Raw genomic sequence first — 13,499 nt, forward strand, 5'->3', positions numbered from 1 at the left:
GGATTTACAAATTTTGCTCATCGGAGATTACGCATTGCACTTTACTGAACTTGGGATTGATACACGCCTCGAAAAACAACTAGCGCATCAAGGCATCACCCAGCCCACTGACATTCAAGCTCACGCGGTACCTACAGCTATCGCAGGCCATGATATTTTTGCACAGTCAAAAACAGGATCGGGCAAAACGCTGGCGTTTTTATTACCTGCTGTACAGCGCGTAATGAAACAAAAAGCTCTCAGTAAACGCGACCCTCGCGTTTTAATCGTTGCGCCTACCCGCGAATTAGCAACCCAAGTATACAGCCAATTAAGATTATTAATTGCTGGCACAAATATTAGTGCGGTAAAAGTACTCGGTGGTGAAAACTTTAATGACCAAATTAAAGCACTTCGTAAAGACCCTCATTTTGTAGTGGCAACTCCGGGGCGTTTAGCTGACCATTTAAGTCAACGCTCATTACAGCTTTCAGGCTTAGAGCTTTTAATTTTTGATGAAGCCGACCGTATTTTAGATTTAGGCTTTACCGAGCAAGTTAAAATGATCAACGAGCTTGCTGATCACCGCTTGCGTCAAACGTTATTGTTCTCAGCAACCCTTGACCATGCACAAGTTGATGCCCTGTCACGCAACTTATTACGTTCACCAAAACAAATATTGTTAAGTGCCTCAAACGAGCAACATAGTGACATTACTCAGCAACTTTATTTAGCTGATCACTTAGATCACAAAGAAGCCCTACTTGAGCACTTTGTAAAACAAGACAATGTTGGTCAGTGTATTATTTTCACCGCAACACGTGCCGACACTCAGCGTTTAAGCCAACTTTTAAATGATAAAGGCTTTAAAGCGCAGGCGCTTGCGGGTGACTTAACACAGGCTAAGCGCCTTGAAATCATGGATGCCTTTAGCCGTGAAAACTTCAAAATTTTGATCACTACCGATGTTGCATCACGTGGTCTTGATTTATTAAGCGTGACCCACGTTATTAACTTTGACCTACCAAAACATGCCGAAGAATATGTGCATCGTATTGGTCGTACAGGTCGCGCAGGCTTTAAAGGTACTGCCATTTCATTAGTTGGCCCGAAAGATTGGCCAAGCTACAAAGCAATTAAAGCATTTTTAAATGATGAATTAAGCTTTTTCACCGTTGACGGCCTTGTTGGTAAATTTAAAGGTCTGCGTGAGAAAAAACCAAACACAGTTTGGAAAAAAGCAGAGAAAAAAGTGGCTGCTAAACCTGCTAAACCAAAACGCAAAGCAGCCCCTAAGAAGCCAAAAGCCCCTATTCAAGCACCAATTGATGTAGATGGTTTTGCTCCAATGCGCCGTAAGAAAAAGCCAGAACAGGAATAACAATGAGTATTTTAGGAACCACACAAACCCTTTTCGTTAACGAAATATCTAACGAAGGTGCTTATTTAGATGGCCGTGATTTAGGCGAAGTATTCTTACCAAGCAAAGAAATTGACTACGATCTAGAAGCTGGCGACAGCGTGCAAGTATTCATCTACTTAGATCATGCAGGTCACCCAACCGGCACCACAAAAAAACCATTGGCTGAGGTAGGCGAATTTGCCCTACTACGTGTTAAAGCGATTAATAGCACCGGTGCGTTTATGGATTGGGGCCTCGAAAAAGACGTACTAGCACCATACAACGAACAAAAGCCAAAAATGAAAGACGGCTTTTCGTATCTTGTACGTTTGTACCTAGATAACGCCAGCCAACGTATTTGTGCATCGAGCAACTTTAATAAGTTTTTATCGAAAGATGAGCCAACTTACTCTGTAATGGAAGAAGTTGACTTAATCGTTGCCGGTAAAACAGACCTAGGCTACAAAGTACTTGTAAACGAAGCTCACATTGGCGTTGTTTACTACAACACGGTATTTAAAAAGCTGTTTGTTGGCCAGCGCTTAAAAGGCTTTATTCAAAAAGTACGTGAAGACGGCAAAATCGATGTACTACTTGAAAAGCCAGGTATGGGTAAAGTAAACGACTTAGGCGAAAAAATCTTAGATAAATTAAAAGCCGAAGGCGGCGTACTTCACCTAGGTGATAAGTCAGACCCTGAAGCAATTAAAAAGACTTTCTCAACCAGTAAAGCAAACTACAAAAAAGCCATTGGCGGTTTGTTTAAGCAAGGTTTAATTGATATTGAAGCAACATCGATTAGATTGAAATAAGTTGCGAGCCACGAGCTACGAGTTACGAGCTACGAGCTACGAGCTAACAAGATCATTGATATATGAAAAAGAGTAAAGTGAAAGCTTTACTCTTTTTTTATTCTTACTGGTTTTGTTAGCTTTAACGTGTGGATGCCGTAAATTTTCTAACGCTATATTGAGTATTTTTCATTTAAAAGTGAAAGTCGGCATTGTGTCATGAACTGCCTTTCCGGTTTGGTCTAACTCATTCCTGTCGGATAGACGACACCTGTTACCAAGTGTCGCCCTCCTAAGAACCGTACGTGCAACTTTCACTGCATACGGCTCAAGCCTTCACGAAGGCACCTAATTGGTACCCAGCAACTTATAAAGCAGCGAGATTAGGCTCATTCCAAGAGTTGCGGCATTGCCTCTTTGCTTTTCTCTTTGCCAAGTATTCTTGGTATAAAGGATCAAAAGGCGTAGCTTCACTCCTGATTTTCACATGTCTCTCTATTGGCACCTTAGCTATTTGAAATAGATTAAACTGACAATCCATGTTCATGTTCATGTTCATGCTCTTCTGCCAACCGTGAAATTGCCATTGGCCTCGACGGTTGATAAAGTACTTCATGGCGATCCAAGTTTTTGATTTTGTTGGATGACGCCTTTTAGCCCAATGCCATAACGCTAGAAATAGTTTGTGGCTCACATATCCGAATACTTGTTTGGCAACGCAATGGCGATAGTAATTCGACCAACCCCTGAGTTTCGGATTTATCAACTTGATTAGATCGTTAACGGGGGTAGTTGCGTGCTTTTTAATGAGTTCGCGCAAGTTACTCAGAAATATTAACGTGTTAGATTTGCTCGGTTTAATGAGCAGTTTTCCTTTGTACTTCCTATGGTTAAAGCCTAGGAAGTCAAAACCACGGCTAATGTGGGTAATGTGCGTTTTCTCTTCGGAGAGCGTTAAGCCTCTATGTGCTAAGAAGTCAGCAATCAACGGTTTGATATCGTTCTCCAGCACGTCCTTTGAAGTGCATGTGACTACGAAATCATCGGCGTATCCTATAAAGTTGGCTCTCGCCCCATTTTTAAGTGCGGTGGACTTAATGCGTTGCTCAAGACCTGCAAGAGTCATCAGCATCAAGGTTGGAGATATGATCCCGCCTTGTGGTGTTCCCTCGTCAGTGCGATAGAACAGCCCTTTGTCCATAAAACCAGACTTTAACCATTGTTCCAACATTCGTTTATCTACAGCTATATTATTCATAAGCCATTGATGCCCAATCTTGTCGAAACAGGCTTTGATATCTCCCTCAAGAACCCATTGCGCGGATTGCTTTTTACTCAAACAGAGAAAACACTGAGCAATAGCATCAGCAGTGCTTCTATTGCGCCGAAATCCGTAGCTATTTGGGTCAGCAAGTGTTTCTGACACAGGCTCTAGTGCAAGAAGGTGAAGCGCTTGTAGCGCTCTATCGACCATGCACGGGATACCCAAAGGTCTGAGCTTGCCGTTTTTCTTAGGGATGTAGATACGCTTGAGCGGTTTGGCTTGATAAGCCTTTCTGCTCAATTGATTGACTGCTTTCATGCGGCGCGTATCCGTATTCCAGATGACGCCGTCTATTCCGGGCGTTTTACTGCCTTTGTTTTGTGATACTCGCTTAACAGCAAGAAGTTTTGCCGAATGCGAGTGAGTCAGTATCCACTGCAACGCTTTCGCTTTGCTGTGTTTACCTTCTCTTGTTGCTTTTGCAATACGCATCTGAAGCTTTAAAACGTGCGACTCAACAGTTTTCCAATTTATGGATTGCCATTGAGCACTGTCAGGGGAGGCACTAATCTCTTTTGAAATCATCATTTGCGTTTCTCCTTGAATAAAGTTCTTCAAATTCTCTTGCAACGGAAGACCAGTCGGAAGTCAGCTCACTTTCGTGCCAGACAGACGTCTGTATCTGCATCATTACAATCCAGCCTTTGCTTTCTCCAACATCCTCTACCTGCATCACTATCGGCTATATAAGCTTTCCCAAAGGGAGTGATACAGGCTTACCGTGTTCCGTATGTTGCGCAATGTCAGGTTAGATGCCCGCTATAGTGCGGAGAGTTCAGTGATCACGAAAGAGCATGGGGCAATCTCTTTCCGACTCTCGTGCCTTTTGGCTACAGCGTATTAACCACTTCCGCTGTTTCATCGTATAACGCACCTTACGCGGATTCACTTATGTTCATCATACTGACTGCCTAGCACTCACCCGATTTGTGGTTATCAGGAGGATCGTCCTCTCACGATTAAGATCCCGATTGGCGCATACCAACCTTCGTTACATTGTCAGAGCCGCTACTTTATTCAGGCTCCTAGGATCATCTGGTGATACAGATGGTTCACTCATTAAGCGGTGAACAGCGCTTCATACGACTTCACGTCGCACGCCCCAAAACAAGTTAGGGTAAATCCTCTAATGGTTGCTTTTAGCGAAGCAGGCATTCAAAATGTTAATGAATAATCAATTCTCGTAATGTAATTTTAGCAATTCTCGAAAAAGTAAATTCTCGGTTATAGGAGAATCTAAACAATTGTAATTCCTTTAGGCTATGTGTAAGTTATTAATAATTAAATTAATAAAAATCGTATTTTGATAATTCTGGAAATTGACACATTGAGTGTTAACGGGAATTCTCGGTAATACGCTGTTATGCCACTACCGAACTGAAAAGGTAAGTTGATGTCCCGATTACCATCTAGGTTATTCAGAAAGAATCGAGTAGCGAAGGCTGTCGATGAAGTTATCTTATCTGCGTATAAGAAAGATCTTAGATATAATTTCATTAAAAAAGATGTTCCATTACTTGCAACAAAGAAAAAACCAGCAGCTTTTAAAGAAATTTCTAAAGTACTATACGTAAACGACATTACACCACCTGTTTCTAAACAAGGGCATGATGCAAAGACAGTGTTAGGAGCTACTGGTGAAGCTTTAACAGAGTTATTATTTGTAGAAAAACCAGATCTTGATTCAAATAATCGTGGTTTTGATTTAAAAATTGATGCTAGTTTAGTAGAAGTAAAAAGTACTGTTGAAGATAAAGTATCACTAAGTAATGTTCAGTATGAAAAATCTGATTATTTGATAATTCACATTTTTCATAAATATAATGATTCATATTTATCTTCATACCTTGTACCAATGAGAATTCTGCGAGAAATAAAAGGTGATAAAAATGGAAGAGTTTCTGTAAATATCTACAAAGAAAAATGGGTTGAAAAGTTCAAAATAACACCAATAAGAATTATTCAATATTTCAAAATTAGAAAACGATATATTACCGGAAAAACACGAACTCTAGTTCATGTGGCTAATCAAGATGTCTTAGATAAAAAAATAATACACGCATCAGTTCATGTACAAGCTATTTTTGAAATGTATAGTAGCTTTAATGCCTGGAAATGGGAGTTAAACTTTGTATATTATGAATATTTTTATCATCAAACATTGGATTGGGTGTATACATATGATTACTTTAATACTAATAGATAGTGGCATAAAAAACGCTTTAAACGTACAAAAACAGTTGGTTAGGTTCCGCTTCGCTCCACAAAATAACCAACAATTTTTGTCCGCTTAAGCGGGCGTTAACCCATAGAAATTTTATGCAAAATTCGTCGAATACAGCCGACGACCTAAAACGTTTTTGTCCAAAAATGAGTTTGCTCGAGTTCCTGATTCTCAGATGTAGATAACCTAGTGTAATTACCACAAACAAAAAAGAGCACTGTATATAGCGCGATTTAAACCGTGCCTACAATGCTCTTTAAAGACTATTTAAAATAACGAGGTTATTTTAGTGAGTCGTTAATTTCTTTTAGTGTTGCAACTGGGTCTGCCGATTGGGTGATTGGGCGGCCTACAACTAAATAGTCGCTGCCATCTTCAACGGCTTGTTTAGGTGTCATGATGCGCTTTTGGTCGCCTGCATCGCTGCCTGCTGGGCGAATACCAGGGGTAACCAGTTTAAAGTCTGCGCCGAGTTTCTGCTTTTAGCTTTTTCGCTTCTTGTGCTGAGCACACTACCCCATCAAGGCCTGATTCTTTGGCAAGTTTTGCTAGGTAAATGACTTGCTCTTCTGGTGTTTTATCTACACCTAAACGAGTAAGCTCTGCGGCATCCATACTGGTTAGTACTGTTACTGCAATCAGTAATGGCGCGTCATCACCAAACTGCTCTAAAGCTTGTTTTGCTTTAGTCATCATTTCAACGCCACCAGAGGCATGCACGTTAACCATCCATACACCCATTTTTGCAGCTGCGGTTACAGCTTTAGCCACTGTGTTTGGAATATCGTGAAATTTTAGGTCTAAGAATACATCAAAACCTAAGTCGATTAGTTCCTTAACAAAGCTAGGACCAAAATACGTGAACATTTCTTTGCCAACTTTAAGGCGACACGTATCAGGCGATAATTGCTTTACAAACGCAAGAGCTGTTTGTTGATCATCGTAATCAAGGGCAATTAATACTTTTTTTGAATCTTCGACAGACATAACTTTCCTAAAAACTAATGGACTAATATGAATTAAAAACCGTCTATGCCACGGCTTGGAACAATTGTTTCCCAGTGCTTACAAGATGGACATACCCAATAAATGGTATGACTGGTAAAGCCACAGTGTTGGCACTGAAAATCAGGTTTGGTTGCGATATAAGAGGTTACTAGCTTATCAATTTGATCGAGTACATCTTTAATATCGTTGTTTTGTTTGGCAAGTAGCTGTAATAAAAAGCTAAAGCCCCGAATAGTTGGATGACGCTTTAAACTATCCGTTAAAAATTTTATCGCTTGCTCTATGTGACCTTGCTCAAGTAAGGCTTGGCAGTGTTTTATTTTTATTAATACGCCACCTTTATCGAGCAGTTCATTAAGTAATTCGTAAAACTGATGCGTTAAATTTAGCTTTTGATAGCTCAGCGCAAGCTCTTCAATAAATACTGGCGCAAAAAACGTGAACTGACTGATTAGCTCGCGCCAATAGTAAATTGCTTTTACATAATCTTCATTGGTAAAGGCACTGTGACCAAGCTCATATAATGGACGAATGGCTTTATGGTTTAAGCTAATGGCTTTACGCATAATTTGCGTATCATTATCTTGTAAAGCCGCTTCACAGTAAAAATTGGCAATGGCTTTTACATGCTGAGGTTTAGTGAACAACTCACTGTGGGCCTCGTACATGTTAATGCCCTTTTCCCATTCACGAGTTTGTGAATAAAGATTGATAATTGGTTCGAGCGCTTCTTTATATCCTGCTTTTACGAGCCAAACTAAATGCTCTTCTGCGCTATCTAATAAGCCTGCCATGATGTAATCTTCAGCCAGCTCTAAACGACTGGTTGCAGCTTGTTGTTCATCAAGGCTTGGGTGTTTTAATAACAACTCATGAATTTTAATTGCGCGGTCAAGCTCGCCACGGCGGCGAAACATAGTTGCCAGTGTTGAATAGTGTTCAACTGAGTCGGCAGCAACTTCAAGTAGATTGATAAGGTGCTCTAAGCCTTGGTCTTCTTCTCTGTCTAAGAGAAATTTAAGGCCTTTAGAATATTCAGAGGTGATTTGGCGATTAAGCTGATGAGCTTGGTTTTTAGCGCTGTTTTTACCCATTATCCAACCGTAACCGGCTGCAACGGGTAAAAGTAAAAACAGAAGCTCAATCATGATTAGGTGTCTTTATTAGCAACAAGCTTTTTATTGTTTTTTTCAGGCGCTAATTTTTTCTTTAAACGATAATTTTGCCACTTTAACTGAGAAAATAGTGTAAAGCTTATAAAACAACCAATTGCGACACCTAAAATAAAGCAGATACTTATTACAACAGCTAGGGGTAAAGTATTACTAGCGATTAAATAATTGATTTGCACCAATTGTGGATTCTGTGAACCAAGTACAAACGCAATAAATAAACACAGCGCAATTAATACAATTTTTAATACCCTAAACAAGTAACTACTCCTGTATAAAACTAGGCAATACTCGCATTTACGCGGTCACGTAACTCTTTACCTGGTTTGAAATGTGGTACGTGCTTACCGTCTAACTCAACTGTTTCGCCAGTCTTTGGATTACGACCTGTGCGAGGAGAACGATAATGCAATGAGAAACTTCCAAAGCCACGGATCTCGATGCGATCTGAGCTAGATAATGAACCGGCCATTTGTTCAAGAATTTCTTTAACGGCATTTTCAACATCTTTCACAGGGATGTGTGCATGTTGCTCGGCAAGTTGTTCTATCAATTCTGACTTAGTCATAGCGTTTCCTTAAAGAGTGGTAAAGGAAGGGCAAAACTGCCCTTCCAATTTTAAAAGACTAGATATTAGTCTTTTTGAGCATTTTTGAATGCTGCAGCCATAGCGTTTTCGAACGCTGGCTCTTCTTTCTTAAGCTTCTCTAGTACTTCTTTCTCTTCTGCTTCGAAAAGAGCTTTAACAGATAAGCTTAAAGTGCGGTTCTTACGATCAACACCAACGTATTTCGCTTCGATTTCGTCGCCTGCAGAAACTACAGTAGTAGCATCTTCAACACGCTCTTGAGCGATATCAGCTACACGGATGTAACCTTCAACGCCTTCGATAAGCTCAACAGTTGCGCCTTTCGCATCAACTTCAGTCACTTTACCTTTAACAATAGCACCTTTTTTGTTTGCGTCCAGGTAGTTATTGAATGGGTCAGCTTCGATTTGTTTAACGCCTAGAGAGATACGCTCACGCTCTGGGTCAACTTGTAATACGATAGCAGTGATTTCGTCGCCTTTCTTGAATTCACGTACAGCTTCTTCGCCAGGCGTGTTCCAAGAAATGTCTGAAAGGTGAACAAGACCGTCAATACCGCCTTCAAGACCGATGAAGATACCGAAGTCAGTGATTGATTTGATCTTACCAGTAACTTGGTCGCCTTTGTTTTGTAGACGAGCAAATTCTTGCCATGGGTTAGCAATACATTGCTTAAGACCAAGAGAAATACGACGACGCTCTTCGTCGATTTCAAGAACCATAACTTCAACAGTGTCACCTAGTGAAACAACTTTTGAAGGGTGGATGTTCTTGTTAGTCCAATCCATTTCAGAAACGTGTACTAGCCCTTCTACGCCTTCTTCGATTTCAACGAAACAACCGTAGTCAGTAAGGTTAGTTACACGACCAGAAAGCTTAGAACCTTCTGGGTAACGACCAGCGATAGCTGCCCATGGATCTTCGCCAAGCTGTTTAAGGCCTAGAGATACACGAGTCTTTTCTTTGTCGAATTTAAGAACTTTAACTGCGATTTCGTCGCCAACATTAACGATTTCTGAAGGGTGCTTAACACGCTTCCACGCCATGTCTGTGATGTGTAGTAGACCGTCAACACCACCAAGGTCAACGAACGCACCGTAGTCAGTAAGGTTCTTAACGATACCTTTAACTTCTTGACCTTCAACAAGGTTAGCAAGAAGCTCTTCACGCTCTTGTGAGTTTTCTGATTCGATAACTGCACGGCGAGAAACAACAACGTTGTTACGTTTTTGGTCAAGCTTGATTACTTTGAACTCAAGCTCTTTACCTTCAAGGTGAGTTGTGTCACGTACTGGACGAACATCAACAAGTGAACCAGGTAGGAAGGCACGGATTGAATCAACTTCAACAGTGAAACCGCCTTTAACTTTACCGTTGATAACACCAGTAACAGTCTCTTGCTCTTCACATGCTTTTTCTAAGCGGATCCACGCTTCGTGACGCTTCGCTTTCTCACGAGAAAGGATAGTTTCACCGAAACCGTCTTCGATTGCGTCTAAAGCAACATCTACTTCGTCGCCAACAGCAACTTCTAGTTCACCAGCAGCATTTTTGAATTGCTCAGCAGGGATTGCACTTTCAGATTTAAGACCAGCATCAACAAGTACGATGTTGTTCTCGATTGAGATAACAGTACCTTTAACGATAGAGCCTTGCTCTGCTTCAAAACCCTTAAGGCTTTCTTCAAATAACTGCGCAAAATTTTCTGACATTATACGTCTCTAAATAATTAAATAACCAATTAGCAACCATGCTGCATGGGGTTGTTAAAATAGCGCTGGCTTCCTGCCGGCACCTTAATAAATTACTTTTTAGCTTTTGGAAGCTTTCCTGCAAGTACTGCTTCGTCGAGTAAAGTTACAACTTTATCAAACACTTGCATTGCATTGAGCTCACTAGTATCAAGCTCAATAGCGTCTTCTGCAGGAACAAGCGGCGCAACTTCACGCGTCATATCGCGGTGATCACGAGCTTTTATGTCCTCAAGTAGACCACTTAGTGTAACATCAAGACCGCGTTCATTCAACTCAGCAAAGCGACGACGAGCGCGCTCTTCAGCTGATGCGGTTAAATAAATTTTCAATGGTGCATCTGGAAACACAACTGTGCCCATATCACGACCATCGGCAATTAGGCCGCTCTCAGTACGAAACGCACGTTGACGACGTAATAATGCTTCTCTCACCCGTGGTAATGCAGCAATCTTTGATGCCGCAGCACCCACTTCTTCGTTGCGGATTGTGGTTGTGACGTCTTCGCCTTCCAAGACAATTTTAGAAGTATGTGTTTGGCTGTCGACCAAAAACTGTACATCTAAGTTTGCAGCTAACGGCACTAGCGCATCTTCATTATCTAGTTCAATTTGATGATGAAGCGCTGCAAGTGACAGCACACGATAAATCGCTCCACTGTCTAATACATCCCAACCTAATTTCTCGGCTAACAAGCGACAAACAGTTCCTTTACCTGAACCACTTGGGCCATCGATGGTGATTACGGGCATTGATAACGCCTGCATTTATAACCTCCTGCAATGCACACCAAAATAAATCCGCGATATTATACGTCAGTTCTTAAAATAGATCCGCATCTAGAGTGTAACTTTTTATATTTTCTTCTGTTTTATTGACTTGAGACAGACTCTAGTACTTTGAAAAACGTTGGAAAAGTTTTGTATGTACATTTAGGATCGTTAATGGTTATCGGCTTCCCGCCAACAGCAACCATCGCAAAACACATGGCAATACGGTGATCGTTGTACGTATCAATCGCTACATCATTGAATGTTTCTGGTGGTGTTATTTCGATGAAATCTTCACCCTCAACAACTTCTGCACCAACTTTTCGAAGCTCAGTAGCCATTGCATATAAACGGTCTGTTTCTTTTACACGCCAGTTATAGATATTACGAATCGCCGTTGTACCTTTTGCGAAAAGCGCAACGGTTGCGAGAGTCATCGCTGCATCAGGGATTGCATTAGCATCAATATCAACCGCGTTCAGCTCGCCTTTACGAACCACCAGCTTTTCATCGTACCAATCGATTTTAGCGCCGACTTGTTCCATAACTTTGGCAAAACCAATATCACCCTGAACAGATGCAGCACCTACCCCATTAATTTCAATTTCGCCGCCTGCTATTGCAGCCGCCGCAATAAAATAAGAGGCGCTTGAAGCATCACCTTCGACCATAATACGCTCAAGTGCTTGATACTGCTGACAGCCTTTAACGTAAAACGTTTCATAGTTGTCATGACTCACAATAACACCGAAACGCTTCATCACATCTAGGGTAATATCAATGTAAGGCTTTGATACCAGCGTGCCTTTAATGGTGATTTCTGTGTCGCCATTAAATAATGGCGCCGCCATTAGTAACGCAGTTAAGAACTGGCTCGAAATACTGCCATCAATTTCAACTTTACCGCCGTTGATTTTGCCGCCTTTAATGGCCAGTGGTGGATAGTCTTTATGCTTAAGATATTCAACATCACCACCCAGGGCTTGCAGTGCATCAACCAAATGGCCGATTGGGCGCTCTTCCATACGTGGCTCACCCACCAGCTGATATTCGCCTTCTACAGCAGCTAATACAGCTGTCAGTGGACGATAAGCAGTACCAGCATTGCCTAAAAATAATGGCTCACTTGGGGTTTTAAATTTACCTGCAACCCCCTCTACGGTAGCCACTGTTTTATCTTCATTAAGCGATACATTTACGCCCAAAAGATTTAACGCACCTAGCATATGACGAATATCATCACTGTCGAGAAGGTTTTCAACAACCGTTGTGCCCTCTGCCAGTGCTGCTAACAGTAAGATACGGTTTGATAAGCTTTTTGAGCCTGGCAGTGTCACACTACCATTTACTTTTGAGATTGGTTCAAGACGAAGCTGTTCCATAATTAGCTGTGCTCCTTGGCGAATTTTTCCATAAAATTAACCAAAGCTTGAACACCTTCAAGTGGCATCGCGTTATAAATGCTTGCGCGCATACCACCAACGATACGGTGACCTTCAAGGGCTAATAAGCCTGCTTCTTTTGACTCATTAATGAATTTTTCATTCAATGATTCATCGTTTAACCAAAACGGTACGTTCATGCGTGAACGGCAATGCTTGGCAACTTTATTACTATAAAAATCTGAGCTATCAATAAAGTTGTAAAGTAATTCTGCTTTTGCGATGTTTTGCTCTTCCATCGCTTTAACGCCACCGTTTGCTTCAAGCCATTCAAATACTTCAGCAGCTAAGTACCACGCAAATGTAGGTGGTGTGTTATACATGCTGCCTTGTTTCGCTTCTAATGCGTAATCAAGAATTCCTGGCTTTGCAAGGCCTTCACGTTCAAGTAGCGTTTTACGAATAATAACAATCGATAAACCAGACGGGCCGATATTTTTTTGTGCGCCAGCGTAAATAAGATCAAACTGATTTACATCAAATTCGCGCGATAAAATAGTCGATGACATATCAGCAACAATCGGTGCAGATGGATGTGATGGTACTTCGAAAATTTCAATGCCATCTACGGTTTCATTCGGGCAATAGTGAATGTACGACGCATCAGCAGGTAATTCCCAGCTGCTTGCTGGTTTGATAGAGAACTGACCATTTTGCTGTTCATCATCACGTACATTAATACTTTCAACAGCAGTGAATTTAGCAGCTTCTGAAGTAGCACCTTTAGACCATACACCGTTTTCACAGTACACAGCTGGTTTATCATCAAGGTGAAGATTCAATGGCACAGCACTGAATTGACCACGGCCACCGCCGTGCATAAATAACACTTCAAACTCATCACTAATATTCATTAAGCGACGCAGGCTTGCTTCACATTTAGCAGTAAGTGCTAAAAAGTCGCTGCTGCGATGGCTAATTTCCATCACAGAGACACCTAAACCTTGCCAATCTATAAATTCTTTTTGTGCTTTTTGCATAACTGCCGGCGGTAGCATTGCCGGTCCTGCACAAAAATTATATTTAGTCATTACTTTGCCTCATTCC

The 13,499-nt window shown here is 41.2% G+C and carries 11 protein-coding genes and 1 pseudogene; 3 read left to right on the plus strand and 9 right to left on the minus strand.

What is annotated here, in order from left to right; all coding sequences use genetic code 11:
- The first annotated feature begins 34 nt into the window (after positions 1-34).
- Both HYD28_10990 and HYD28_10995 read left to right on the plus strand, forming a co-directional pair.
- Entirely contained in the window at positions 35-1,360 is a 1,326-nt protein-coding gene (locus HYD28_10990) for a DEAD/DEAH box helicase (GenBank protein ID QLE10537.1), read from the plus strand.
- A 2-nt stretch (positions 1,361-1,362) separates the two neighbouring features.
- Positions 1,363-2,193: a GntR family transcriptional regulator gene (locus HYD28_10995; GenBank protein ID QLE09438.1), complete on the plus strand. Its 831-nt coding sequence runs from the start codon at positions 1,363-1,365 to the stop codon at positions 2,191-2,193.
- Positions 2,194-2,539: 346 nt separating this feature from the next.
- Here the strand turns inward: HYD28_10995 and ltrA are convergent, their stop codons facing one another.
- Positions 2,540-4,024 (minus strand): group II intron reverse transcriptase/maturase, encoded by a 1,485-nt coding sequence (gene ltrA, locus HYD28_11000; GenBank protein ID QLE09439.1) that lies wholly within the window; start codon positions 4,022-4,024, stop codon positions 2,540-2,542.
- A gap of 865 nt (positions 4,025-4,889) precedes the next feature.
- On the opposite strand from ltrA, the gene HYD28_11005 reads away from it, so the two are divergent.
- Complete coding sequence (locus tag HYD28_11005) at positions 4,890-5,702, plus strand: hypothetical protein (protein ID QLE09440.1); 813 nt, start codon at positions 4,890-4,892, stop codon at positions 5,700-5,702.
- Between the two features lie 299 nt (positions 5,703-6,001).
- On the opposite strand, the pseudogene pyrF reads toward HYD28_11005, so the two are convergent.
- The 8 genes and pseudogenes from pyrF to serC form a co-directional block, all read right to left on the minus strand.
- Positions 6,002-6,707: pseudogene (pyrF, locus tag HYD28_11010) on the minus strand (orotidine-5'-phosphate decarboxylase).
- Between the two features lie 32 nt (positions 6,708-6,739).
- Positions 6,740-7,876, minus strand: coding sequence for a lipopolysaccharide assembly protein LapB (gene lapB, locus HYD28_11015; GenBank protein QLE09441.1), 1,137 nt, complete (start codon positions 7,874-7,876; stop codon positions 6,740-6,742).
- Between the two features lie 2 nt (positions 7,877-7,878).
- On the minus strand, positions 7,879-8,160 hold the full coding sequence (locus tag HYD28_11020) for a LapA family protein (GenBank protein QLE09442.1): 282 nt from the start codon (positions 8,158-8,160) through the stop codon (positions 7,879-7,881).
- Positions 8,161-8,180: 20 nt separating this feature from the next.
- Positions 8,181-8,468, minus strand: a complete 288-nt coding sequence (gene ihfB / locus HYD28_11025) for an integration host factor subunit beta (protein QLE09443.1) — start codon at positions 8,466-8,468, stop codon at positions 8,181-8,183.
- 65 nt (positions 8,469-8,533) lie between these two features.
- On the minus strand, positions 8,534-10,201 hold the full coding sequence (gene rpsA / locus HYD28_11030) for a 30S ribosomal protein S1 (protein QLE09444.1): 1,668 nt from the start codon (positions 10,199-10,201) through the stop codon (positions 8,534-8,536).
- 92 nt (positions 10,202-10,293) lie between these two features.
- Positions 10,294-11,007, minus strand: coding sequence for a (d)CMP kinase (gene cmk, locus HYD28_11035; GenBank protein ID QLE09445.1), 714 nt, complete (start codon positions 11,005-11,007; stop codon positions 10,294-10,296).
- Between the two features lie 104 nt (positions 11,008-11,111).
- Positions 11,112-12,392, minus strand: coding sequence for a 3-phosphoshikimate 1-carboxyvinyltransferase (gene aroA, locus HYD28_11040; protein ID QLE09446.1), 1,281 nt, complete (start codon positions 12,390-12,392; stop codon positions 11,112-11,114).
- Between the two features lie 2 nt (positions 12,393-12,394).
- On the minus strand, positions 12,395-13,483 hold the full coding sequence (serC, locus tag HYD28_11045) for a 3-phosphoserine/phosphohydroxythreonine transaminase (protein ID QLE09447.1): 1,089 nt from the start codon (positions 13,481-13,483) through the stop codon (positions 12,395-12,397).
- Between the last annotated feature and the right edge of the window lie 16 nt (positions 13,484-13,499).

The organism is Pseudoalteromonas shioyasakiensis, from assembly GCA_013391845.1.
Taxonomy (GTDB): Bacteria; Pseudomonadota; Gammaproteobacteria; order Enterobacterales; family Alteromonadaceae; genus Pseudoalteromonas; species Pseudoalteromonas apostichopi.